At 69.2% G+C, this 22,470-nt stretch carries 26 protein-coding genes and 2 tRNA genes; 7 read left to right on the top strand and 21 right to left on the bottom strand.

Features of this window, described 5'->3' with window-relative positions; translation table 11 throughout:
- Nucleotides 1-101: 101 nt before the first annotated feature.
- Nucleotides 102-353, bottom strand: coding sequence for a hypothetical protein (locus PFX91_RS06740; protein ID WP_285730238.1), 252 nt, complete (start codon nucleotides 351-353; stop codon nucleotides 102-104).
- On the bottom strand, nucleotides 350-646 hold the full coding sequence (locus tag PFX91_RS06735) for a hypothetical protein (RefSeq protein ID WP_285730236.1): 297 nt from the start codon (nucleotides 644-646) through the stop codon (nucleotides 350-352). The genes PFX91_RS06740 and PFX91_RS06735 overlap by 4 nt, the downstream gene beginning before the upstream one ends.
- A gap of 175 nt (nucleotides 647-821) precedes the next feature.
- Between PFX91_RS06735 and PFX91_RS06730 the strand changes: the two genes are divergently transcribed.
- The 4 genes from PFX91_RS06730 to PFX91_RS06715 all read left to right on the top strand — a co-directional run bounded on the left by PFX91_RS06730 (nucleotide 822) and on the right by PFX91_RS06715 (nucleotide 3,550).
- Entirely contained in the window at nucleotides 822-1,655 is an 834-nt protein-coding gene (locus PFX91_RS06730; RefSeq protein ID WP_285730235.1) for a helix-turn-helix domain-containing protein, read from the top strand.
- Nucleotides 1,630-1,818 (top strand): DUF397 domain-containing protein, encoded by a 189-nt coding sequence (locus PFX91_RS06725; RefSeq protein ID WP_285730234.1) that lies wholly within the window; start codon nucleotides 1,630-1,632, stop codon nucleotides 1,816-1,818. The genes PFX91_RS06730 and PFX91_RS06725 overlap by 26 nt, the downstream gene beginning before the upstream one ends.
- Before the next feature lie 194 nt (nucleotides 1,819-2,012).
- Nucleotides 2,013-2,198 (top strand): helix-turn-helix domain-containing protein, encoded by a 186-nt coding sequence (locus tag PFX91_RS06720; RefSeq protein ID WP_285730232.1) that lies wholly within the window; start codon nucleotides 2,013-2,015, stop codon nucleotides 2,196-2,198.
- A gap of 122 nt (nucleotides 2,199-2,320) precedes the next feature.
- Nucleotides 2,321-3,550, top strand: coding sequence for a site-specific integrase (locus PFX91_RS06715; protein WP_285730466.1), 1,230 nt, complete (start codon nucleotides 2,321-2,323; stop codon nucleotides 3,548-3,550).
- Here PFX91_RS06715 and PFX91_RS06710 read toward each other — a convergent pair.
- The 6 genes from PFX91_RS06710 to PFX91_RS06685 form a co-directional block, all read right to left on the bottom strand.
- Nucleotides 3,516-3,589: transfer RNA gene (locus tag PFX91_RS06710), tRNA-Pro, on the bottom strand. The genes PFX91_RS06715 and PFX91_RS06710 overlap by 35 nt on opposite strands.
- 485 nt (nucleotides 3,590-4,074) lie before the next feature.
- Entirely contained in the window at nucleotides 4,075-4,206 is a 132-nt protein-coding gene (locus PFX91_RS06705; protein WP_285730230.1) for a putative transporter small subunit, read from the bottom strand.
- A 15-nt stretch (nucleotides 4,207-4,221) separates the two neighbouring features.
- Nucleotides 4,222-5,892: a sodium:solute symporter family protein gene (locus PFX91_RS06700; RefSeq protein WP_285730229.1), complete on the bottom strand. Its 1,671-nt coding sequence runs from the start codon at nucleotides 5,890-5,892 to the stop codon at nucleotides 4,222-4,224.
- A 637-nt stretch (nucleotides 5,893-6,529) separates the two neighbouring features.
- Entirely contained in the window at nucleotides 6,530-7,189 is a 660-nt protein-coding gene (locus PFX91_RS06695) for a dienelactone hydrolase family protein (RefSeq protein WP_285730227.1), read from the bottom strand.
- 44 nt (nucleotides 7,190-7,233) lie between these two features.
- Nucleotides 7,234-7,923: a phosphoribosyltransferase gene (locus tag PFX91_RS06690; protein ID WP_285730465.1), complete on the bottom strand. Its 690-nt coding sequence runs from the start codon at nucleotides 7,921-7,923 to the stop codon at nucleotides 7,234-7,236.
- 311 nt (nucleotides 7,924-8,234) lie between these two features.
- A complete protein-coding gene (locus tag PFX91_RS06685; RefSeq protein WP_285730225.1) occupies nucleotides 8,235-8,798 on the bottom strand; it encodes a dihydrofolate reductase family protein in 564 nt (187 codons plus the stop codon).
- Between the two features lie 325 nt (nucleotides 8,799-9,123).
- Between PFX91_RS06685 and PFX91_RS06680 the strand changes: the two genes are divergently transcribed.
- Nucleotides 9,124-9,417 (top strand): hypothetical protein, encoded by a 294-nt coding sequence (locus PFX91_RS06680; protein ID WP_285730223.1) that lies wholly within the window; start codon nucleotides 9,124-9,126, stop codon nucleotides 9,415-9,417.
- Nucleotides 9,418-9,448: 31 nt separating this feature from the next.
- Here PFX91_RS06680 and PFX91_RS06675 read toward each other — a convergent pair whose 3' ends face one another.
- The 6 genes from PFX91_RS06675 to PFX91_RS06650 form a co-directional block, all read right to left on the bottom strand.
- Nucleotides 9,449-10,513: an NAD(P)-binding domain-containing protein gene (locus PFX91_RS06675; protein ID WP_285730464.1), complete on the bottom strand. Its 1,065-nt coding sequence runs from the start codon at nucleotides 10,511-10,513 to the stop codon at nucleotides 9,449-9,451.
- Between the two features lie 245 nt (nucleotides 10,514-10,758).
- Nucleotides 10,759-11,520 (bottom strand): enoyl-CoA hydratase/isomerase family protein, encoded by a 762-nt coding sequence (locus tag PFX91_RS06670; protein WP_285730222.1) that lies wholly within the window; start codon nucleotides 11,518-11,520, stop codon nucleotides 10,759-10,761.
- A 102-nt stretch (nucleotides 11,521-11,622) separates the two neighbouring features.
- Entirely contained in the window at nucleotides 11,623-12,837 is a 1,215-nt protein-coding gene (locus PFX91_RS06665; RefSeq protein ID WP_285730221.1) for an MFS transporter, read from the bottom strand.
- 140 nt (nucleotides 12,838-12,977) lie between these two features.
- Entirely contained in the window at nucleotides 12,978-13,424 is a 447-nt protein-coding gene (locus PFX91_RS06660) for a DoxX family protein (protein WP_285730220.1), read from the bottom strand.
- A 155-nt stretch (nucleotides 13,425-13,579) separates the two neighbouring features.
- Entirely contained in the window at nucleotides 13,580-13,903 is a 324-nt protein-coding gene (locus tag PFX91_RS06655; RefSeq protein ID WP_285730219.1) for a hypothetical protein, read from the bottom strand.
- 140 nt (nucleotides 13,904-14,043) lie between these two features.
- Nucleotides 14,044-14,117, bottom strand: a tRNA-Pro gene (locus tag PFX91_RS06650).
- Between the two features lie 233 nt (nucleotides 14,118-14,350).
- Here PFX91_RS06650 and PFX91_RS06645 point away from each other — a divergent pair.
- Nucleotides 14,351-15,283 (top strand): helix-turn-helix domain-containing protein, encoded by a 933-nt coding sequence (locus PFX91_RS06645; protein ID WP_285730218.1) that lies wholly within the window; start codon nucleotides 14,351-14,353, stop codon nucleotides 15,281-15,283.
- Nucleotides 15,280-15,819 (top strand): dihydrofolate reductase family protein, encoded by a 540-nt coding sequence (locus tag PFX91_RS06640; RefSeq protein ID WP_285730217.1) that lies wholly within the window; start codon nucleotides 15,280-15,282, stop codon nucleotides 15,817-15,819. The genes PFX91_RS06645 and PFX91_RS06640 overlap by 4 nt, the downstream gene beginning before the upstream one ends.
- Here the strand turns inward: PFX91_RS06640 and PFX91_RS06635 are convergent.
- The 7 genes from PFX91_RS06635 to PFX91_RS23235 form a co-directional block, all read right to left on the bottom strand.
- Nucleotides 15,798-16,343, bottom strand: coding sequence for a 2-thiouracil desulfurase family protein (locus PFX91_RS06635; protein ID WP_285730216.1), 546 nt, complete (start codon nucleotides 16,341-16,343; stop codon nucleotides 15,798-15,800). The two genes, PFX91_RS06640 and PFX91_RS06635, sit on opposite strands and share 22 nt — an antisense overlap.
- Nucleotides 16,344-16,424: 81 nt before the next feature.
- Nucleotides 16,425-17,858 (bottom strand): ribosome biogenesis GTPase Der, encoded by a 1,434-nt coding sequence (gene der / locus PFX91_RS06630; protein ID WP_285730215.1) that lies wholly within the window; start codon nucleotides 17,856-17,858, stop codon nucleotides 16,425-16,427.
- A gap of 177 nt (nucleotides 17,859-18,035) precedes the next feature.
- A complete protein-coding gene (gene cmk, locus PFX91_RS06625) occupies nucleotides 18,036-18,731 on the bottom strand; it encodes a (d)CMP kinase (RefSeq protein WP_285730214.1) in 696 nt (231 codons plus the stop codon).
- 167 nt (nucleotides 18,732-18,898) lie between these two features.
- Entirely contained in the window at nucleotides 18,899-20,047 is a 1,149-nt protein-coding gene (locus PFX91_RS06620; protein WP_285730213.1) for a prephenate dehydrogenase, read from the bottom strand.
- A gap of 101 nt (nucleotides 20,048-20,148) precedes the next feature.
- The gene (gene aroH / locus PFX91_RS06615) at nucleotides 20,149-20,511 is read right to left on the bottom strand and encodes a chorismate mutase (RefSeq protein WP_285730212.1); all 363 of its coding nucleotides are present in this window, start codon (nucleotides 20,509-20,511) and stop codon (nucleotides 20,149-20,151) included.
- Nucleotides 20,512-20,610: 99 nt separating this feature from the next.
- On the bottom strand, nucleotides 20,611-21,321 hold the full coding sequence (locus PFX91_RS23240; RefSeq protein ID WP_502888268.1) for a pseudouridine synthase: 711 nt from the start codon (nucleotides 21,319-21,321) through the stop codon (nucleotides 20,611-20,613).
- On the bottom strand, nucleotides 21,264-22,463 hold the full coding sequence (locus PFX91_RS23235; RefSeq protein ID WP_502888267.1) for a hypothetical protein: 1,200 nt from the start codon (nucleotides 22,461-22,463) through the stop codon (nucleotides 21,264-21,266). The genes PFX91_RS23240 and PFX91_RS23235 overlap by 58 nt, the downstream gene beginning before the upstream one ends.
- Nucleotides 22,464-22,470 lie beyond the last annotated feature (7 nt).

The raw sequence follows: 22,470 nt of genomic DNA, 5'->3' as shown, positions 1-22,470 counted from the left end.
ACCTCATAGTCGCTTATGAGGGAAAACGGCGAGTGCCCACAAGGGAAGCCCCTCCCAGCGGGGAACCGGTGGGAGGGGCTGGGCATCCGAGCCGTGCGAGGTCAGAGGTAGCGCTTGGGAAGATCGTCCCTCCGCAGCTCGGAGAAGGTGATCATCTTCTGGCCGGGGCGGATGAGGACTGCGCCGCCGTTGGCGAAGAAGAGCGTGCCACGCTTCTTGAGGTTGAGCAGGCCGACCGCCGAGCACAGGACCTGTCGGTAGGTGACTCGCTCAACCCCTTCGGTTTCTGCGAGGGTGTCGGCGACCTCGGGCGGGACCTCCGCGAGGTAGCGAGGGAACTCATGTGAGCTCATGTCACCTTCTCCCCCGCCTCGGCGATCTCCAGCACCGCCAGTACCCGGCGCACCATGTCCCGCTCCTGCCCCATGGGCAGACCCTTCTCCGTCTCCCACACGTCCTGCTCGGTACGGAACGGCTCCCAGAGCCAGAACCAGAACCAACCGCCCTCCGCCCTGGACAGGCGGACGTGCTGACTCTGCTTCCCCTTCTTCAACTCGACCACCTGGCCGGGGTGCGGCAGCGCCTTCAGGCCGCTCTCATCAGCCCAGTGGCACAACCGCTTGGCTGCTTCCCTCGTTTCCGACATGAGTGGTTCCTCCCTGGTTATCCCGGAACCCATTCAGGTGTCGTGGGTTAAGTTCTCCGGTGATCCCAGCTTGAGGAACCCATTTCTATCTGGGAAGTGATGTCACCAAGCCTCCCAACACTGATAGATCTGTGTGCAAAGAGGTTATGGCGAGGTTGTGAAGGGTGGTCTATCGGTGAAGAAGAAGGTGAAGCCGCACGCCAAGAAGTGGGGAACGGAGCTGAAAAAGTATCGGACCTCAGCCAGCAGGACACAGGCTCAAGTGGCTTCCAGGATCCAAGCGACAGGCACGCTGATCAGCGGTTTCGAGAGCGGAACCCACTGGCCCAGCCGAGACAAGGTCAACCTCATCGATGACTTCCTCGGCGCGGACGGAAAGCTCGTAGAGCTGTGGGTGAAGCTCAGCAACCGGGAGTCCTATCCCAGCTTCCTCTCCGAGTTGGTGAAAGCCGAACCGGCAGCGACGCACATCCGTGAGTTCCACCCCCTGGTCATCTCCGGGTTGCTCCAGACCAGGGCCTACGCACGGTCCCTGGCCAGGGCCTCCAACCGCTTCGCTCCACCCGAGGCGGTAGAAGAGATCGTCGAAGGACGGATGCGACGCCAGCGAATCTGGGACAGGCCGGATCCGCCCAGGGTCCACAGCATCGTCAATGAAGCCGTCCTGCTGGCTCCTACCGGAGGGGTGGAAGTCATGGTGGAGCAGCTCAACAAACTGATCGAACTGGTGGAATCCCATAGGCTGGGGTTGCAGATCGTTCCCTTGAAGACCGGCTTCCACCCCGGCCACACCGGCATGCTGGTCCTGATGTCCTTCGACGGCCAGCCGGACGCCCTGTACCTGGAGAACGCCCTATCAGGCAGCATGTACCACGGCCCGGAGGTCGAGGAGGCTCACGAGCTTTTCGGTGAACTACTCGGAGTAGCCTGGTCGCCAGAGGTCTCCTTGGAGCGTCTACGCACGATTAGGAAGGAGTTCCGCGATGGAACTCACCAAGGAATGGCGTAAGTCTTCCTACAGCGGAGGAAACGGCGGTCACTGTGTAGAGGCCAAGCGAACCTCTGACGGTGCCGCCATCCGAGACACCCAGAACCGTTCCCTCGGCCATGTCGAAGCATCGCGGCTGGAGTGGGGAGCACTCCTCACGGCCGTCAAGGGTCCGGCCGCATAGAGCCGCCTCCTCCCCCACACACCACCCCCGCCAGTGGCATAAGCGCCACGAATCTCCGTTCTTCTGCGGGCCCTGCCGCTTCTAGCGGCAGGGCCCGCAGTGCGTACGCACGCCTCCCGCCCCCCACCTGAACCCGATCAGGCCCCCCAATCGCGACCAGAAGGTGAAACCCACCCGCGAGAAGGGACCCCGGTGTGGAACACAAGGTCGCGTACTCCGTCCAGGAAACCGCCCATGCGCTGAGCCTGGGCACCACCGTCAAGAAGCTCATCGCCACCGGACAGCTCCCCTCCGTCCGCGTCGGCCGGCGACGCCTCGTCCCCCGCTCCGCCCTGGAGGCCTACATCAACCGCCTCGTAGAGGACCAGGCGCAGGCTTAGGCTGGACGGGACCGTTCCCGGGGAAGACGAGGAGTGGTGCCCAGAACACCACGCAAGCCCACCAGGGCAGACCTGGCCGACCGACCCGACGTGTCGGTCTACCTCGACAAGGCACGCCACCTCTGGCGCGCGGAGATCCGCCTCCGGCAGGACCCGCACACCGGCCGCTGTCAGGTCAAGAAGATCAGCAGCAAGAACAAGTACACCCTCTACGACAAACTCGCCCAGGTCCTGGAAGCACTGGACCAGGCGTCAACTCCCCCGCCCGCTACACCGTCGTCGACTGCGTGGCGGAGTTCCTGCGGGACCAGACCGCCGACCTGGCACCCACCACACGCGATAACTACACACGGTTCGCGCGTACGCACATCACCTCCTACCTCGGCCGATACCTTCTGGCTGAGTTGCGGGTGGTCGATGTGCTCGCCTGGCTCCGGGGCCGCGAACCGCACCTGTCCTCGCGGACGCTGCGGCTGGTGCTCAACCTGCTGGAACGCGCCATCCGCTACGCACAGGTCCAAGAGATGGTGGCCCGCAACGTCGCCGAACTCGCACGGCTGGACCAGCGCGGCAGGCTCAAGAGCGACAAACCCGGACGGCCCTCCAAGTCCATGACACTGGAACAGGCCGTGGCAGTGCTCAAGGCGGCGGAAGGCACGCGGTGGTACGCCTACCTGGTGCTCTCCATCGTCACCGGAGCCCGAACCGAGGAGATCCGGGCGTTGACGTGGGAGCAGATCGACACCAACGGCGGGGCCCCCACGATCCACGTGTGGACCTCGGTGCGAGGCGACGGGGACACCAAGACCCAACGGTCACGGCGCTCCCTGGAACTGCCCCGCATCGCCATCAAAGCGATCACCGCCCACAAGACGATGCAGGCCCGAGAACGTCTCGCGGCGGCCGGACTGTGGCAGGACAACGATCTGGTGTTCTGCACCAGGCACGGGACACCACTGGACCACCACAACGTCCTGCGGGACCTGCGCACCATCGTGAGAAAGGCAGGACTCGACCAGAACGAATGGACAGCGCGCGAGCTGCGCCACACCCTCGTGTCGCTGCTGTCGGACCACGGCGTGAGCATCGAAGAGATCTCACTCCTCGTGGGCCATGACGCCACCGACACCACCGAACGCGTCTACCGCCACCAACTGAGGCCGGTACTTCGCTCCGGAGCACGGGCGATGGACGCCATCCCGCACGACGTGGACCGACGGCACACCCGACCCCGGTTCAACCCCACCTGCACCCCACCGAGGACGCAGAAAAGGGCCCGTCTGACGACGAGCCCCTTCGTGAACCGCTACTGCTCTGTCGGGACGGCGGGATTTGAACCCACGACCCCTTGACCCCCAGTCAAGTGCGCTGCCAAACTGCGCTACGTCCCGTGTGTCGCGTGAACGCCTTCGCAGCGCCACCAACAGGTGAAACTGTATCGCATCCGGCGCACCACTCGGACCGCCCGTCCTCACCGGAACACTACGGGCGGAGGGGGTCCGACGCACCAGGGCCCTTCATCAGGTGCTCCTCGCGCCCCCCGCATGGAGACACCGGCGCAGGGAACCACGAGCACGGCGATGAGGGACCTTCCCTCCAGTGCGGTCCCCCCGCGCCTCCTTCCCGGGGGACCGGCCCCCGAAGAGCGTCACCGCCACCTCGAACCTCCCCCGGCGATGCCGAGAGCACGCGGGATCGGCACCGTGCGCCCAAGGCCGTCTCCAGGCGACCCGAGGCAGACTCGCAGGCGGGCGGGACGCCTGTCGCCGGGCCGGGAGGCGGGCAAGACTCCCTCACAGGCGCGGGGGCGCCGCTGCCATGGCAGCGGCGCCCCCACCGTTGACGCGCACCCATCGTCGCGCCGTGCCACCGGGCGTCAGATGATCCGGCGGCCTTCCTGGCGGGCCTCACGCCATTCCTTCAGGAAGCCGCGTGCGATGAAGAACAGCACCGCCGCCACGATGGCGGGCCACACGAGCACGTAGGCGGTCAGGGTCAGAGTCGTCATGGTCTCTCCTTCTCGTCAGTGCGTCGGAGCGGTGTCGTCGGTCTTCTGGTCCTCCTCAGGGTCGAAATCGCCGACGCGCTTGTCGATGAGGGCGAAGTCGAAGTTCTTGCTGTTGCGGAAGGACATCAGGTAGCAGACCAAGGTGCTCACCGAGTAGGCGACGAGCGAGCCGCTGAGCACGTGGTAGTCGTGCAGGAAACCGATCACGAACGGCGCGGAGACGACGATGGAGATGCCGCCGACCCACTTGGCGGTGCGTAGGCCGAAGAAACCGAAGGCCATGAGACCGAGGATCACACCGATACCGATGACCGAGAGGACGTCCACGCCGAGGTTGACGAGGAGGTTGTCCGGCAGCATCTCGAAGCGCACCGGAATGAACACGGCCATGGCCGCCAGGGTGCCCACGGTGAAGGCGGCGTTGGTGACCTTGCCCCAGTAGAAGGAGGCGATGACCGGGAAGACCAACGCGCCCCACAGCGCACCGACGAAGACCAGCAGGTCCAGAATGTTCATCTGGCCGCTGGCGAAGTACAGCGCGGCGCCGGTGGCGACGATCATCGTGACGCGGCCGACCAGGAGCATCGTCTTGGGGTCGGCCTTCTTGCGCCCGGCCACGTTCTGGCCGTAAACGTCGGCCATCATGATCGACGACAGCGCGGACAGGTCGGAGTCGGCGGTCGAGGACAGCGACCCGATGATCATGATGAAGAAGACGCACAGCAGGATGGGGCCGAGATAGGTGGTGGCCAACTGCGGGATGAGGTTGTTGGTGTCCCCACCCACAGGCTCAAGACCCAGGTAGAGGGCCATCACACCGAGCATGCCGATACCGATGACGGTGGCACCGTAGCCGATGGTGGCGGTGATGAAGGTGGGCTTGATGAGGTCCTCACGCACGGCGAAGAGGCGCTGGGCGATGGTCTGGTTGCCGATCGCGTAGGCCAGGACCGCGGCGATGTAGGGCGCACCCTGGTGCAGGAAGGCCTCGGAGGAGAAGAAGTTCGACTGCTGGGGGGTGAGGTTGGTCGCACCGGCCTCGAACATGTCCGGTCCGCCGGCGGCGAAGAAGACCACGGGAATGATGACGACCACGGCGCCCAGCATCGCCATGACCTGGGCGAAGTCGGTGAGCACCGACGCCCGGAAGCCTGACCAGAGCGTGTAGAGCAGTACGCCTGCGGCCATCACGAGGATGCCCTGGGTGAAGGTGAAGGGCGAGAGCATCGCCACCAGCGCTCCACCGGCGATGAAGTTCGAGGTCAGGGAGATGAGGCTGCCCACGACGTTGGAGCCCGCCAGCATCAGCTGGCTGGAGCGTCCGTGCCGGGCATACATGACCTCGGCGAGTGTGTGCGCACGAGGGGCGACCGCGCGGATGCGACGGCCGAAGGGGTAGATGAACAGGATCATCAGGGCACCCCAGAGCCCGTAGTGGATGGGCCCGGAGATCCCGTAGGTGTATCCGGAGGTGGCCGAGGCGTACATCGAGGACGCCCAGATCCATGTCGCCGTCATGGAAGCGGCCGATATTCCGAAACCGATATTGTTACCGGCGGTCATGTAACCGTCGGCGTTTTCCTTCTTCTTGCTGATGAGGATCGACATCAGCATCGTGCCGCCGAAGAACAGCACGAGCAGAAGAATAACGACGGAGGCGCTGAGCTGTTGGCCCTCCGAACCCATTGTGTTCCTTCCTTCGGGCGGGCGCCGGACGGCCCGCACCACCTTTCGGGCACGCACCGACCCCGGGGGGCACCAGCCTGCGAGATGTTCGTACGCAGGGCATCCGGCTGTGGTTCCACAGATGCGCGCAGCCCCGGCCGCTGACCAGCGGGGCCTTGACCGGATCCCCCGCCGGGCAGGCGTCGCCCTCCTGGATGTCACAGGAGTGGCTGGGGGTACCAGCAAGAAAGACCATAGCAAACAGGTCAAAATGCCCTAAAGGCGAGTGCCCCAGAACACAAAGTCAGGTCACAGAATGGCAAAAACGGGAGATGATCCTGTGATCTTCCCGTTGCAGAAGAACCTGAAGAAAGGCTCGAAAAACCGTTTCCAGGGATGCGGAAAACCGCCAGAATACGGGCGGTGCGCGCCTATTCTGACGCCTTCCTCCGGGCCCGAGGGCCTCGATGGGGGCGCGCCTTCGCGACGCCGTCCGAAGCGGGGGCGCTCTCGGCGGTGATCCCGTCGCGGGACACGGCATTACTACCCGTCATCCCCGAGGGCAACCCCCACTCAAGAGAGATCTCTGTCACATCAACGTCGTCCGCTGTCACCGCCGTCCTTCCCGGCGCGGAGTGCCGAACCGGTGACGGCCGGCTCACCTCTCCCGCTCCTCCAGGAGCTTCCTGAACCACTCGGCGGCGGCGTTGGCCACTTCCTCCAGGGCGCCCTTCTCCTCGAACAGGTGTGTGGCGTGGGGAACGACGTGGATCCGGGTCGGTCCGCTGATCCAGTCGGCCGCCTCCTCGTTCATCCTGAGCACCTCGGTGTCCTCCTCGCCCACGATCAACAACGTCGGGGCGCGCACCACTTGCAGCGCCGCCGTTCCGGCGAGGTCGGGACGCCCCCCACGCGAGACGACCGCCTCCACCGTGTCCGCGCGCTCGGCCGCGGTGCGCAGGGCCGCGGCGGCCCCGGTGCTGGCTCCGAAGAGACCGATGGGGGTCCCCCCGGTGTCCTCGTGGGCGGCCAGCCAGTCCACCGCGCCCGTGAGTCGGCGGGTGAGCAGGTCGATGTCGAAACGCTGCCGCGCGGTCGTGGCGTCGACGCGTTCCTCCTGGGGGGTCAACAGGTCGAAGAGGAGAGTCGCGATCCCCGACCGGTGGAGTTCGTCGGCCACCGCCTGGTTGCGCGGACTGTGCCGCGAACTTCCGCTACCGTGCGCGAAGGCCACCACCGCGGTCGCCCCGGGGAACATGGTCAGCCGACCGTCAAGCTGCGCGCCGGAGGTGCGCACCTTCACGTCGCGAGCGGTCATGGTGCTCTCCCTTCCTCGGAACCGGGGATCCGCGGGCTCGCGGATCACGGCGGCCCGGAGACCTCGGGCCGGTTGTCCCCGCGTGGAGCGTCGTTCCGGGCCCGCCGGGGGCACCGGCGAAGCCAGGACAACACCTCCTCGTCGGTGACCTGGGGAAACTCCTCATACCACAGGCTGACCGCACCGAAGTCCGGTGGTGCCTCCACACAGATGACCTGGTCGCACACGTCGGCGAGCGCGTGCACGGCGCTCGGCGCCCCGACGGGAACGGCCAGGGCGAGGGAGGCGGGATCCTGCCGACGCAGGGCGGTCAGCGCCGCCCGAGCGCTCATACCGGTGGCCAACCCGTCGTCGACCAGGACGACGTCGCATCCGCTGACCCGAGGGCCGGGTTCGCCTTCGCGATAGACCCGCACACGCCGCCGCGCCTCGGCCTGTTCGGCCCGGACCGACGCGGCCAGGTCCTCCTCGGAGAGCCCCAGCAGTCGCAGCGATTTGTGGTCGAACAGCGGCGGCCCCTCGGCCGTGGTCGCGCCGATCGCCGTTTCGGGGCTCCCGGGGATCGGGATCTTGCGTACGACCACCACGTCCAGGGGCAGATCGAGTCTTTGGGCGACACGCGCGGCGACGGGCACCCCACCACGTGGCAACGCCAGCACGAGCGGATACGGCCTGTTCTGCCCCTCCACCACGCGGGCCAGTCGCTCGCCCGCCTCTCGCCGGTCGTGGAACATCTCGCTCACCCCGCTCGGGCGGGTACGGGTCCGCCTCCGCAGGCCGACTCCCCCATGTCCTACGGCGCGGTGCGCCGCCTCCGCGGCACGGGGCCGGCCGTCTTCTCTCGTGGGTTGCGCTACCCGCGCAGAGCAGACGTACACCCTGCTTCCAGGGGTCCCCCGCCCGGCCGCCGCGGTGAGGCGTCCCAGCTCACCGGCTCCGATGGAGGAGACCGATGGGAGGCCTGGGGTGGTCGTGACCGGGGTCCTGCTAGCAGCCCCGCCGTACCGGGGACCGTCATGCCTCCGCGACCGGGCGGACGGGTCGGCTAACGCGCCACGCGGTAGCGGAGGTAGACGACTCGTGAATCGAAGGTGCGGGTCTCGACCGGTTCCAGGTCCACCCGGCGCTCGTGCGGGGAGAAGAACGCGATGCCACCGCCGACCAGCACCGGGTGGACCCTGAGCCGGTATTCGTCGATCAGACCCGACGCGGCTGCCTCGGCGGCGAGGGTCGCGCCACCAATCGCGATGTCGCCGTCCCCCGGTTCGGACCGCCACCGTCGGATCTCCTCCGCCAGGCCGGCGGAGGCCAAGCGGGCGTTGCCTCGCACCTTTGACAGCGATCTGGAGAACACCACCTTGGGCAACGCCCTCCAGAGCGCGGCGAACTCCAGCGTGGAGAAGCCGAGCGAGGGGTTCTGGTCGACGGATTCCCAGTACAGCATCGTCTCGTACAGCCGTCGTCCCATCAGGTGGACATCGGCCTTTCTCACCTCGTCGGTGGCCAGGCGAAAGACCTCCTCGTCGGGCGCCGCCCAGTCGAAGCGACTGTCCGGCCCGACGACGTAGCCGTCCAGGGAAACACCCATCGCATACGTCACGTTGCGCATCAGAAGTCCTCCTCGATGAAGATCTCGACGGTACGACCGCCCCGGAGGCAGAACTCATCGCGACACGGGATCCCCTGGACCGAGTCATTCCACGAGGTCATCTCGTTGAGAAGGCCTCCCCGCGCAGACGACGGGCGCCCCTCCACCGGTCTGCACAAGGGCAGAGGGCACGGTCGAAGCCGCGTGGGAGTCGCCTCGTCCTCGTGCGGGGTCGCCCTACGCCGGCCCGAGCACTCCCCTACCGGCCGTTCGGGCGCTTTCGACTCGCCCGCGCCGGTGTCTCATCGAGGAACCGGCGCGGTGATCGCGTGCGGCGCTCGGCGTCATGGTCATGGGCACCCTGCTCAGGGCCGTCTACCGGCTGCGGTCGGATCTTCCCCTGGACCTGCCCACCGACGTGCGCGTCGCGGCCTTCGAGGACGTCGGTTCTGCCAGAAACGCCGCCGAGCGCGTGGACCCCGAGTCGGCCCGAGTCGTCGTCGACACCGCGCGGGAGGCCTTCGCCACCGCGTTCAACACCGTGGGATACGTGTGCGCGGCCGTCGCCGTGGGGCCGGCCGTGCTCGCCGCCGTCGGCCTTCGGGGAGAGCGCACCGCACGGGCGGAGGAACCCTCCTGAGCACGGCGGTGCGCCGGGCCGGTTCCGTCCCTCACACGGAGGAGGGCTCCGCCACCGGTGAGCGCAGTTCGGCCACGACCTGGCGCGCGACCGTGCGGCCGGCGCGGTTGGCGCCGATCGTGCTCGCCTGGGGACCGAAACCCGCCAGGAACAGGCGGGGGTTGCGCGTGGACCGCCCCTTGTCGACACGGACACCGCCGCCGGGCTCACGCAGACGCAGCGGAGCCAGATGGGTGAGTTCGGCCCGAAACCCCGTCGCCCAGATGATGGCGTCCACCGGCGCGAAGGAGCCGTCGGACCAGCGGACACCGTCGGGCTCGATCTCGGAGAACATCGGCCGGGCGACCAGGACCCCGCGCTCCACCGCGGCCATGTTCTCGGGGGTGGCGGGCAGACCGGTGCCGCTGACGATGCTCGGAAGCGGTCGCCCCGCGCGGGCGGCCTCGTCCGCCTGACGTACCGCCTCGATGCCGCGCGCCTCCTCGACGAACTCCACGGGGCGGCGGGTCGTCCAGATCGTGTGCGCGGCCACGCCCTCCAGTTCCTTGAGGAACCCGACCGCGGAGGTTCCTCCGCCCACGACGAGCACCCGCATGCCGGCGAAGTCCTCGGCCGCGCGGTAGTCCGGTGTGGAGATCTGTACGCCGCGGAAGTCCGCCGCGCCGGGGAAGTAGGGACGGAACGGCCTGGTCCAGGTCCCACTGGCGTTGACCAGTACCCGCGTACCGATCTCACCTCGGTCGGTGGTGACGAGGAAGCCGCCGTCGTCGCTCTCCCGGACCTCGGTGACCTCGACCGGCCGCAGCACCTCCAACCCGAACTCGCGTTCGTAACGCTCGTAGTAGTCGCGTACGACGTCCCGTGCCGGGCGGGTGGAGTCGGCGGTGGCGAAGCTCAGCCCCAACTCCCTCATACCGGGCAGGTCGTCGACCTTGTGGGCGATGCCCAGACGCAGCGACTCCCAGCGGAACTGCCAGGCGCCGCCCGCCTCCGGGCCCCGGTCCAGGACCACGAAGTCGACCCCCGGTGTGAGGCCGAGGCGCCTCAGGTGCCAGGCCACCGACAACCCGGCCTGGCCCGCGCCCACGATGACCACGTCCGTGGTCTCCGGCGGTGTCGGGGCGGAGGAGCTCCCGCGTTCATGGGCCGTCGGTGCGTCGTCGCCCGCCTCCCTCGTGCCGTCGTGACCGTCCGGCCTCCGTGTGACCGTCCGCCCTGCTCGCACACCTTCCCCTTTCTTCGTCGGTCCTCATGGAGGAGGAACACCGCCGAGGCGGAGTTCATGCCTGTCCCCCACGGGCGCGGTGTGCGAGGGCTTCGACGGCGCGGGCGGAGGGCGGGCTATCTTCCGGTGAAGGTCGGCCTGACCCGGTCGAGGGATGCAGCGATGCCCACCTTGTTGTCCTCGGTCTTGAAAAGACGCACCTGCTCGGCGACCTCGCGTTCGAAGGCGCCCGGCAACGCGGCGAGCAGGTCGGCGCGCATCGTCGCCTTCATCGAACGCACCGCCAGCGGTGCGGCGGCCGCGATCCGGTGGGCGTGGTCCATGGCCGCCTCACGCACGGCCTCCTCCTCGACCAGGAAGTCGGCCAGACCGATCGCGTGGGCCTCGGTGCCGGTGACCCGGCGGGCGGTGTAGAGCATGTCGGCGGCCTTCTGTTCACCGACGATCCAGGGCAGGGAGACGCTCAGGCCGAACCCCTGGTGCAACCCCAGAAGACCGAAGTTGGCGTGGAACCGCGAGGAGGGCGCGGCGACCCGGAAGTCCGCGGCGCACGCCAGACCGAGTCCGCCGCCCACGGCGGTTCCCTGGACGGCGGCGATCACGGGCACCGGGAGCGAGAACAGGCGCAGCCCCTCACCGTAGATGGCGCTGAGCGTTCTGCTCGGATCGTCACCGACCCCGTCCGCCGCGAAGTCCACACCCGCACAGAAGTTCCGGCCCTCCGAGCACAACACCAGCGCCCGGCACCGATCGGCGAGCTCCTCGGCGGTGTCGGCCAGCTCCTTGAGGAGCCCGTGGTCGAAGTGGTTGTGGGGCGGCCGGTGGACCTCCACGACGCCGACGTGCCCGTCGACCCTGACGGACAGCTCCTCGCTCATGTGACGCCCTCCGGGTTGTTCGAGGTGATCGCCCTGAGGTTACCGCCCGGTACCGCACCGGTTCCGACCACCCCCGACGAGGTCGTACGGCACCGGCCCCCTCTACCGTCCACGTCCCTCCCCCGTGGTGGGCCTCCTCCGGGCGAGCGGGACCACGGCGATGGCGGCGGCGGAGAACATCGCGCTCACGGCGAAGACGGCGGGCAGACCGGCGAGGGTGATCACCGCCGCCATCAACACCGGGGTGAGGGTGGTGCTGACACCTTGGAGCCAGTTCTGCACGGCCAGGGCCCGGCCCGCCCACGACGCTCCGGCGATCTCGGCCACCGAGGTGAAGGTCAGGCCGTTGTGCCAACTGGTCAGGGACAGGCAGGCCAGGACCAGGGGCACCGCCGTCCAGGTCCAAACAGCGGGGAGCACGGCGAGCAGGAGCAGGCAACAGGTCGCGACCGCCGCGAGCCACCGGACCGGACGCATACGGTCCCCCATGCGGTCCGACCAGACACCGAACAACAGGCGCCCGCCCGCCCCCGGTATCTGGGCCAGCGCGACCACGGCACCGGCCGCGGGCGGATCCCACCCCTGTTGCTCGACCAGGTAGATCAGCGCATAGGTCATCATGGTGACCTGCGCCACCCCGAGGAGCATGCTGACTCCGTGGACCCGCCAGATGGTCCACCGCCGATAGGGCGATCCGGGCTCGGCCACGGCCTGACGAACCTCCCCCGTCACGGCCGGTCCGGCCCGGACAGGAGCGGAGGGAGCCGAGGGGATCGCGAGAATGAGCGGGGTCACCAGCAGGGCGAGCCCCGCGGGAAGAGACATCGCACCGGCGAAACCCCAGGCGTCGGCGGCGGTGGGCAGCACCAGGGAGGCGAGTCCGACCCCCAGAGGAAACGCGGACTGGCGAACCCCCATGGCCAGGCCGCGCTCGTGGGGAGCGAACCAGACGAGGACGAGCCGCCCGCTCGCCGCGTTGACCGGCCCCGCCACGGTCCCTACCAACAGCAGGACCGCACCCGCGGTCCACAGACCCGTGACGATCCACAGCACCCCCAGGGCGCCCGCGGTGAGCAGAAGGCTCAGCGCCATCGTCACCCGCTCGCCGACGCGATCGATCACCAACCCCCAGAGCAGCAGGGTCAGCAGGAGACCGAAGGAGGGGATTCCGGCCAGCAGGCCCGCCTGCGCGGTGGTGACGCCGAAGGCCTCCCGTAGTTGGGGCAGGACGATGGGGACCCCGAACATCGCGCCCACACTGGCCACCTGCGCAACCATGCCGATGGACAGGATGACCCAACGATTGCGAAGGAGCATCAGCTCAGCCTAGACACACCACTCTCTCCGCCGTACCGGCCCCTCTCAGGACGCGTCCTGAGAGGGGCCGCCACCAGGGTGGCGGAGCGGTTCGGGAGGTCGGCAGGGCCGAAACCCGGCCGACCTTCCCGGCAGACCCCTCACCCGTGACGGCGCGGCGTACGGCCTCCGCCCGAGAGCAGGGAGAACAGTTCCGCCGTGCGATCCCTGCGTCCCCAGGCGATGAGGGCGAACAGAACGACGAGGACGAGCGGGGTGTACCAGAAGCCCGCGCCGATCACGGTGACCTCGTAGACGAACGCGCCGATCATCAGGGCGATGAAGGCGAGCGCGGTGAGGCCCGACAGCACGGGGATCAGCAGGCCGATGGCGCCCGCCAGCTCCAGGGCGCCCACCAGGTACATGAACCAGTCGCCGTAGCCGATCACGTCGAAGGTCGCGGCGGCGGACGGGTGGCCGGTGAGCTTGGGGTAGGCGCTGGCGACGGCGAAGAACAGCGCGAGCAGGACCTGGAGCGTCCACAGGGCGACGTTCAGGACGCGCCGGGAGGTCGCGGTCTTCGTTGCGGGTTCGTGTCGCGTGGTCATGGTCTGCTCCCACCGTGTGTGCCGTTCTCACCCGTACCGACCCTCGCTCGGCCTCGAAGTCATCGGGCGCGCCGGAAGTTTCCTCGCATGTGCCGCCCTCTTCCGCCTCCTTCGCCCCGGCGGGACCCTCCTTCTCCTTCGAAGGGACGCCTCCCTCAGACGTGGAACGGCACCGTCGTGACGACGACCTTGGGAAGTGGACGGAACGCCTTCCGAAGCCGGGCGGCGGTGTGTCCATGCAGGAGGCGGTGCGACCAACGTCGGACGACGATCTCCGGAAGGATGACGGTCAGGGTCAGGTCCGGGCGTTGGCGGTGCAGGCCCTCGATGTAGTCGACCAAAGGTGCGACGACCACCCGGTAGGGGGAGACCAGCACCTCCAGGGGCAGGTGACCGCCCCACTGCCTCCAGTACTCGCCGAAGCGGCCGTACCTCCGCTTCTCTCGCTCCGCACTTTTGCAGTGTGGGCACTCTTTCACACTCGCCTTTACGACGTAGATCAAGAAGTGAACCTCACAGGCGCCCCCGGGACGGACCACAGACGCCACCCGAACCCCACCGGAGACGAAGAAAGAGGCCCGCCATCCGGCGAACCTCTCTCTGAACTGCTACTTCTCCGTCGGGACGGCGGGATTTGAACCCACGACCCCTTGACCCCCAGTCAAGTGCGCTGCCAAACTGCGCTACGTCCCGTGTGCGATGGCCGCCCTCCGGGCGCCGCCGACGGCAAGACTCTACCGCATCCGCGCGACCGTCCGCACCACGGCCGACCTTCCTCGGCCCGGACCGTGGAGCGAGGAACCCCTCCCCTCTCCACCACGTGTCCGCTCGGTGACCCACCGTACGGGAGCGGTCCGCAGGACTCACCACGGGAGTGGGCAAGAACGGTCAGGCGCGCACCGTCCCGCGCCGAACATACTGTTGCCATGAGCGAGCCCACCCCGGGACGGGACCGCCTGCGCGAGCTGCTCGACGCGGTCCTGGACGAGGAGAACACCCACCTCACCGACATGGCGGACCAGGCCTTCACCTCGCCGTTCCACTTCACCCGCCGGCTCAGGCGTGACATCGGCGAACCGCCGGTCGCGCTGCGCCGACGGGTGCTGCTGGAGCGCGCGGCCTGGCAGATCAGCCAGGGCAGTAGTGTCACCGACGCCGCGTTCGCGGCCGGGTACGCATCGGTCGAGGGGTTCACGCGTGCCTTCGGACGCGCCTTCGGGCGCCCTCCCAGTTCCACCACACCGGGCAGCGGCACCTGGCTGCCCGCACCCAACGGCATCCACTTCCACCCGCCGATCCACCTGTGGGTCGAGGAGAACCCCAAGGAGCGGCCCGGCATGGACATGATCGCCCTCCAGGTCCACCACGACGTGGACGACACCGCCCACCTGCTCGACCTGGCCGCGGAACTGCCGGAGGAGTCCTACCGACGAACGCTCGCCCCCGGGCAGAAGGTCCTGACGTGGGACGGGCCGGAGGAGTCGATCGCGGCCGTGCTCGAACACCTGGTGTGGAGCAAGGAGACCTGGCTCGCCTCGATCGACGGCGCGGACCTTCCCGACCGGGGCGCGGACGACGTCAAAAGCCTGCGCGAACGGCACGCGCGCGTGGGACCGCGCTGGATCGCCGTGGTCGACGACATCGGACGGCGCGGGGCCTGGGGCGACCGGCTGATCGACGCTCTGTGCGATCCGCCCGAGAGCTTCGTGCTGGGCAGCGTCGTCGCGCACGTGTTGACCTTCTCCGCGCACCGCAGGCAGCTCGTCCGCCACATGCTGCGCACGGAGGGCGTGGAGGCGGACCACGGCGACCCCATCTCCTGGTTGCAGGAACGACACCACGACGGAGGCACACGATGAGCAGGACGGTCTACAACACGGCGACGAGCCTGGACGGCTTCCTCGCCACCGAGGACCACTCCCTGGAGTGGCTCTTCGCCACCGACGACGAGGAGGCCCTGGACGAACAGGCGGAGTTCATGAAGGGCATCGGATCGATGGTGATGGGCGCGAGCACCTACGAGTGGATCCTGCGCCATGAGGGTGACAAGCCCTGGCCCTATCAGATCCCCGCGTGGGTGCTCACGCACAGGAAACTGCCACGGGTGGAGGGCGACGTCCGTTTCGCCGCCGCGGACACCGACCAGGAGCTGCGCGACCTGCACGGGGAGATGGCCGAGGCCGCGAAGGGCCGTGGCGTATGGGTGGTCGGCGGGGGCGGGATCGCCGCGGACCTGGCCCGGCTCGGCCTCCTGGACGAGGTGGTGGTGTCCATCGCCCCGGTCACCCTGGGGTCGGGGCGTCCGCTGCTGCCGGAGCGGGTGGACCTGCGGGTGCTGGAGGCGCGCCGCTCCGGGGACTTCGCCTGCGCCCGCTACGAGGTCGTCCGCCCCTGAACCGGCCGTTCGGGCCGGGCGGTCCTTCGGTCTTCCTCCAGCTCGCGCAGGCGTGCGGCGACCGCGGGGATCTCGTTCTCGGTGAAGACGGCGATGCCGTGGTCCGCCAGCAGGCGCGCGGTCACCCCTTCACCGGGCCTCTTGTGCCCGGTGAAGGTCCCGTCGTAGACCTCGTGCAGCCCGCAGGAGGGACTGGACTCCTTGAGCAGGGCCACACCAACCCCGTGCGCCCGCGCGGTGGCCAGCGCGGCGTGGGCGCCGTCCACGAAGTGCCCTGTGACGTCCCGCCCGTCGGGGGTGAGGATCCGCGCCCGTCCGGCGAGTACGTCGGCGGCGGTCGCGCCCGGCTCGATCTCGGCGGGCGGGCGGGGCACCGGCAGGCCGCCGGCGACCTCGGGACAGTGCACTACCAGGCGCCCTTCCCTCCGCCATTCCTCCACCAGTGCGTCCTCAACTGCCTTGGCCCGCCCGTCGTAACGGACTCTGCGCCCCATCAGGCAGGCGCTCACCAGGATCCTGTGCACGGTCTCCCCCTCACCGGCCCACGGCCCGGACGTTGTGTCCCGCCGGGGCCCGGCCCTCGCAGGCGAGCCCCGGACCACGCCCTACCGGCGGCGCTGCTTGCGGTCCTGCCGGACACTGCCCTTGGAGGCGCGCCCCGGAGCGGCGCCCTTCTTCTCACGGATCCGCATGCTCAGATGCACCGGGGAGCCCTCGAACCCGAAGTCCTCCCGCAGGCGCCGCTCGATGAAACGTCGGTAGTTCTCCTCCAGGAATCCGGTGGTGAACAGGATGAAGTGCGGTGGCCGGGTGTCCGCCTGGGTCGCGAACAGGATCTTGGGCTGTTTGCCGCCGCGCGCCGGTGGCGGGGTGGCGGCCACCAGTTCCTTGAGCCAGTTGTTGAGCTGACCGGTCGGAACACGCTGGTTCCATCCGTTCAGGCTGGTCTCGATCGCCGGAACCAGCCTTTCCATGTGGCGTCCGGTCTTGGCCGAGACGTTCACCCTCGGAGCCCAGGAGACCCGCGAGAGCTGGCGGTCGATCTCCTTCTCCAGGTAGATGCGGCGCTCCTCGTCCAGGATGTCCCACTTGTTGAAGGCCAGGACCAGTCCGCGGCCGGCCTCCACCACCTGCTCGACGACGCGGATGTCCTGCTCGGCGAGGGGTTCGCTGACGTCCATCAGCACCACGGCGACCTCCGCCCTCTCCAGGGCCGTTCCCGTGCGCATGGTGGCGTAGTAGTCCGCGCCCTGCAAGGCGCGGAACCGGCGCCGGATACCGGCGGTGTCGATGAACTTCCAGGTCTTGCCGCCCAGTTCGATCAACTCGTCCACCGCGTCACGGGTCGTGCCCGCCACCGAGTCCACGACCACCCGGTCCTCACCGGCCAGGCGGTTGAGCAGGCTGGACTTGCCCACGTTGGGACGGCCCAGCAACGCGATACGGGGCGTGTCGTCCTCGTCCTCGTCGCTTTCTCCGACGGGCTGTTCGGGAAAGAGTGCCACCAGCGCGTCCAACAGATCGCCGGTGCCTCGCCCGTGCAGGGCGCTGATCGGATAGGGCTCCCCCACTCCGAGCTGCCACAGGTCGAGCGCGTCCGCCTCCTGGAAGCCGCCGTCGACCTTGTTGGCGGCCAGCACGACGGGGCGCTTGGTCGAGCGCAGTACACGGGTGACCGCGGCGTCGGCGTCGGTGATACCGACCGTGGCGTCCACCACGAACAGGATGACGTCGGCGGTCTGGGCGGCGTACTCGGCCTGCCGGGCGACCATGGCGGCCAGGCCGCTGACACTGGTCTCCCATCCCCCGGTGTCCACCAGGGTGAACCTGGTGTTCTGCCACTCGGCGTCGTAGGCGACACGGTCACGGGTCACGCCCGGCACGTCCTCCACCACGGCCTCACGGCGGCCGATGATGCGGTTGACGAGGCTGGACTTGCCCACGTTGGGTCGTCCGACCACGGCCACCACGGGCTGGGGCGCGGCCTCGGCCGCGGCGACGCCGTCATGGCCGACGTCGGAGATGTCGAAGTCACTCATGTACCACTCCCGGTGCTTGGTCCCCGCGCGCCCAGGATGCGTGCCGCGAGGATGCGAGACGCCGACCGGCGCCGAGGAACGGCGCGGGCCGGCCACGGGCGCCCACGACGCCCGTGTACGGACCACGGAGGGAGGGCCTCCGTGGGTGTTCGTGTGCTCCCCGCCGGGGAGCCTCCGTCATCGTTGACGGACCTCGTCGGCCAGCTTGACGATGAGCGCGACGACCTCGTCCAGGGTCAGGCCGGTGGTGTCGAGCTCGGTGGCGTCGGCGGTCTGCTTCAGCGGGGAGTGCGCCCGGCTGGAGTCCAGTTCGTCGCGCCGGACCAGGTCGGCCTGGGTCGCGGCCACGTCGGTGTCGCGGATCTCCTTGCTGCGTCGCTGGGCGCGAGCCTCGGCGCTGGCGGTCAGGAACAGCTTGACCGGTGCCTCTGGGGCGACGACGGTGGTGATGTCCCGGCCTTCGACCACGATACCCGTGCTCTCGGCCCTGGCGGCGGCGATGATCTCACGTTGAACGCGCACCATGCGCTCGCGTACCGCGGGAACGGCCGAGACCGCGCTCACGTTGGCGGTGACGTCCTTGCTCCGGATCTCGGTGGCCACGTCGCGGCCGTCCACCCTCACCGTGGGCGCCTCCGGGTCGGTCCCCATGACGATCTCGGGTCGTTCGACCAGGGCGGTGACGGCCTCGGCGTCGTCGACGTCGACCCCGTGCTCCAGCATCCACCAGGTCATCGCCCGGTACATGGCTCCGGTGTCGAGATAACGCAGTTCACGCGCTTTGGCCGCACCTTTGGAGGTACTCGACTTGCCCGACCCGGAGGGGCCGTCGATCGCGATGACGATGCCCTCGGTGTTGCCCTGCCCGTTCACTGCCCCTGCTTTCCACTGCACCGCGGCCCGTCCGCGCCGCCTGCCTGCCGTTGCCGACGCTCAAGCCTACCGGTGCGTACTGGACGCAAAGTACGCAACCGGATCCGGTCGAGGGCGTACACGCGTTCCGACCCGTCGAGGGTTTCGTCTCCGTCCCGGGCCGGTCCTCACACCCCCGGGTGGACCGACCAGCCGTCGGCGGCCAGCGCGCGCGCGAGCGTGTCCACGGCCGCGGGCAGCACGTACACCTGCGCCACACCCAGCGGCAGCCCCGGGGTGTGTTCGATGCGTACGTCCTCGATGTTGACCCCGGCCTCGGAGGCGGCCGCGAACAGCCGTCCCAAAGAGCCCGGCTTGTCGGGGATGACCACGGGGATGACCGTGTAGTCGGGTCTGCTGACCGTGCCGTGCTTGCCGGGGATCCGGTCGTGCCCGGAGCGCCCGCGCTCCAGCAGGTCGCACACCGGTTCCCGCGTCCGGTCGTCGGCGGTCCGCGCCACTCGGCTCAGGGCGTCGGCGGTCCGCGCCAGGTCGGCCGCCATGGCGTGCAGCACCTCCGCGACCGGAGCCGCGTTGTGCGTGAGGATCTCGGTCCACATGGCGGGGTCGCCACCGGCCACCCGGGTGACGTCGCGCACCCCTTGTCCCGCGAGGGCCAGTGCGGTCTCGTCCCCGTGGAGCAGGCGAGCCGCCACCGCAGAGGACGCCACGTGGGGGGCGTGGGAGACCAATGCCACGGCGCGGTCGTGCGCCCGCGCCTCCAGTAGCAGGGGATCGGCGCCGCACATCCGTGCCGTCTCGGCCACCACGGCCACGGCCTGGGGGTCGGCCTTGTCGGTGGGGCACAGTGCCCACGAACGTCCCAGGAACAGGTCGGCGCGGGCGGCGCCGGGGCCCTGTTTCTCCCGCCCTCCCATCGGATGACCGGGGACGAACGTGGCCATGTCACAGCCCAGGCGTTCGGCCTCGGCCAGCACACTGGCCTTCACGCTGGCCACGTCCGTGTACACGTGTGCCAGCCCCCGTTGCTGTGCCTCGTGCAGCACCGCCGGGACGACCGCGGGAGGGGCGGCGATGACCGCGAGGTCGGCGGGGGGCGAGGGGAGCCCTGTGGTCTTTGGCAGGGGGCGTCCGGCGCCCAGGTCGCAGGCCAACCGCAGGCAGGCGTCGTCGGGGTCGGACAGGGTGACGTCCACGTCCCGGGAACGCAGGGCGAGCGCCACCGACGTCCCGATGAGTCCGGTGCCGATCACCGTGACCCGGCGCACCGCGGGCTGCTGCTCTTCGCCCCTTCGTGCGTCACTGGTGTTGCTCACTTCTCTCCCGCCTCCGACGTGCACTGCTTCCAGCGTAACGGCCGGCGGCGGCCCCGGACCGGGGACGGGTGCCGACGCCCGCGGACCGGCCCGGGCGGGGACTACTGCGCGATGTCCAGCCGCAGAGCCTGGGCCCCTCGCAGGTAGACGTGCTGGAGCTCCGAACGCGGCTTGTCGGTCTCCACGTGCGCCATGAGCCGCACCACGCGCGGTAGGGCGTGCGGGACGGAGATCTCGGTGGAGCACATCAAAGGGACATCGGTGAAGCCCAGTCCTCGTGCGGCCAGCGCCGGGAACTCGCAGTTCAGGTCGGGGGTGGCGGTGAAGAGTACACTGATCACGTCGTCGGTCTCCAGCCCGTTGCGCCGCATCACCTCGGAGACCAGTTCGGCCGTGGCCTCCAGTACCTGTCCGCGTTCGTTCGCGTCGACCTGTACCGCACCACGGATAGCCCGTACCGCCACGTTCGTTCCCGCCTTGTCGTTTCGTCGTGCCGCCCCAGGAACGGGGAAACGGCGGCCACCGCCCGGACGTGCCGGAACGACGACCGCCGTCAACTGTATCTACAGGCCGGCGGCCTCGTAGAGTTCACTCACCTCGCGTGAGGTCAGCGCCCGCATCGTGCCCAGTTTGAGGGTGTGCAGGCCGACCGGACCCACTTGGGTGCGGGCCAGGTCGGAGACCGGGTGTCCCACGGCCTCCATGAGGCGACGCACGATGTGCTTACGCCCCTCGTGCAGCCGGATCTCCACCAGCGCCTTGGGCGGCTCGTTGTCGACCACGCGGAAGGAGTCGACCTCGACCGGGCCGTCCTCCAGTTCGACGCCCTTTTGGACCTGGCGCACGACACGGTGCGGCACCGGTCCGGGGACCTTGGCGATGTAGGTCTTGACGACCTTGTAGCGCGGGTGGGTGAGCCGGTTGGCCAGTTCGCCGTCGTTGGTCAGCAGGATGAGACCCTCGGTCTCGGTGTCCAACCGCCCCACGTGGAAGATCCGCTCCTGGGTCTGGCCGGTGTAGTCGGCCAGGGTGGGACGTCCCTCGGGGTCCCACATGGTGCTGACGACGCCGCGTGGCTTGTTGAGCGCGAAGTACAGCTTGTCCGGAGCGGTGACCACGCGCATGTCGTCGACACGGATCTCGGAGGTCCGCGGGTCGACCCGGGCTCCGAAGCGGCGCACGATCTGACCGTCCACGCTGACGCGTCCGGCCGCGATCATCTCCTCGCTGGCGCGACGGCTGGCGACGCCGGCCGCGGCGAGGGCCTTCTGCAAGCGGATACCGCCCTCGACGTCGACGTAGGTGTCGCGGTCCTCGCCGGTGTCGCGATCCTCGTCCTTGGGGTCGTATTCGGCGCGCAGGGCGGCGAGCCGTTCACGGGCGGCCTTGGACAGTTCGCTCTCGCTCGCGGGACCGTTCGCCGGTGCCGCGCCGCGCTTGTCCACACGCTCGCTCCGAAGACCGCCCCCACCGCCGGTGGCGCGTCCACCGTCGAAGGAGCGCCGGTCGCGGGAGTCGCGAGAGCCACGCCGGTCACGGTCGTCCCGACCGCCATGGGGCCGACGTTCCCGACCGTCCTCGAAGGAACGACGGTCGCGCGTGTCGCGTCCGCCACGGAAGTCCTCACGACCACCACGACGGCCCTGATGCCCACCACGGTGATCACGGTCACTCCGGCCACCGAACGACCGGCGGTCGTCACGGTCACGGAAATCACGACCGCCCCGGTGGTCACGATCGTCCCGACCACCCCGGAAGTCACGCCGTTCCCGGTCGTCACGACCCCCCTGAGGCCGACGCTCCCCGAAGGAACGCCGCTCCTCACGATCGCGGAAGTCACGCCCGCCCGGACCGCGTCCGCCGCGCTGTTCGTCCCGGCCTCCTCCGAAACCGCCGCCGCGCCGGTCGTCACGGTCACGGAAGTCACGACCGCCCCGGAAACCACCCGGGCCCCGGTCATCGCGATCGCGCGTGTCGCGTCCGCCACGGAAGTCCTCACGACCACCACGACGATCCTCGCGCCCACCACGGTGATCACGGTCACTCCGGCCACCGAACGACCGACGGTCGTCACGGTCACGGAAATCACGACCGCCACGGTGGTCACGATCGTCCCGACCACCCCGGAAGTCACGCCGTTCCCGGTCGTCGCGACCCCCCTGAGGTCGACGGTCCCCGAAGGAACGCCGCTCCTCACGATCGTCGCGACCGCCTCTGAAGTCTCGTCCGCCGCGCTGGTCCCGGTCTGCCCGGTGACCTGCGCGGTCTCGTTCGTCACGGCCGCCGAAGGAACGGCGGCCGTCCCGGTGACCGCCTCGGGGACGCTCGTCCCGGCGGTTCCGGTCGTCGCGGCGGCCGGAGCCTCCGCGGTCGTCGTAGTCGCCGCGCTCACCGCGCGGGGCGTCGTCCCGCGCACCGCGGGA

The organism is Nocardiopsis sp. ATB16-24 (assembly GCF_030271535.1).
Taxonomy (GTDB): domain Bacteria; phylum Actinomycetota; class Actinomycetes; order Streptosporangiales; family Streptosporangiaceae; genus Nocardiopsis.
This window is presented reverse-complemented; position numbering and strand designations above follow the sequence as displayed.

Excerpts from the sequence above, each read along its gene's own strand:
- PFX91_RS06670 (WP_285730222.1), bottom strand. The coding sequence starts at position 11,520 with ATGAGCGAGGAGCTGTCCGTCAGGGTCGACGGGCACGTCGGCGTCGTG.
- PFX91_RS06645 (WP_285730218.1), top strand. The coding sequence starts at position 14,351 with ATGAGCGAGCCCACCCCGGGACGGGACCGCCTGCGCGAGCTGCTCGAC.
- PFX91_RS06725 (WP_285730234.1), top strand. The coding sequence starts at position 1,630 with ATGGAACTCACCAAGGAATGGCGTAAGTCTTCCTACAGCGGAGGAAAC.
- PFX91_RS06695 (WP_285730227.1), bottom strand. The coding sequence starts at position 7,189 with ATGACCGCTCGCGACGTGAAGGTGCGCACCTCCGGCGCGCAGCTTGAC.
- PFX91_RS06640 (WP_285730217.1), top strand. The coding sequence starts at position 15,280 with ATGAGCAGGACGGTCTACAACACGGCGACGAGCCTGGACGGCTTCCTC.
- PFX91_RS06660 (WP_285730220.1), bottom strand. The coding sequence starts at position 13,424 with ATGACCACGCGACACGAACCCGCAACGAAGACCGCGACCTCCCGGCGC.
- PFX91_RS06685 (WP_285730225.1), bottom strand. The coding sequence starts at position 8,798 with ATGCGCAACGTGACGTATGCGATGGGTGTTTCCCTGGACGGCTACGTC.
- PFX91_RS06735 (WP_285730236.1), bottom strand. The coding sequence starts at position 646 with ATGTCGGAAACGAGGGAAGCAGCCAAGCGGTTGTGCCACTGGGCTGAT.
- PFX91_RS06665 (WP_285730221.1), bottom strand. The coding sequence starts at position 12,837 with ATGCTCCTTCGCAATCGTTGGGTCATCCTGTCCATCGGCATGGTTGCG.
- der (WP_285730215.1), bottom strand. The coding sequence starts at position 17,858 with ATGAGTGACTTCGACATCTCCGACGTCGGCCATGACGGCGTCGCCGCG.
- PFX91_RS06700 (WP_285730229.1), bottom strand. The coding sequence starts at position 5,892 with ATGGGTTCGGAGGGCCAACAGCTCAGCGCCTCCGTCGTTATTCTTCTG.
- PFX91_RS06680 (WP_285730223.1), top strand. The coding sequence starts at position 9,124 with ATGGTCATGGGCACCCTGCTCAGGGCCGTCTACCGGCTGCGGTCGGAT.
- PFX91_RS06740 (WP_285730238.1), bottom strand. The coding sequence starts at position 353 with ATGAGCTCACATGAGTTCCCTCGCTACCTCGCGGAGGTCCCGCCCGAG.
- PFX91_RS06690 (WP_285730465.1), bottom strand. The coding sequence starts at position 7,923 with ATGTTCCACGACCGGCGAGAGGCGGGCGAGCGACTGGCCCGCGTGGTG.
- PFX91_RS06705 (WP_285730230.1), bottom strand. The coding sequence starts at position 4,206 with ATGACGACTCTGACCCTGACCGCCTACGTGCTCGTGTGGCCCGCCATC.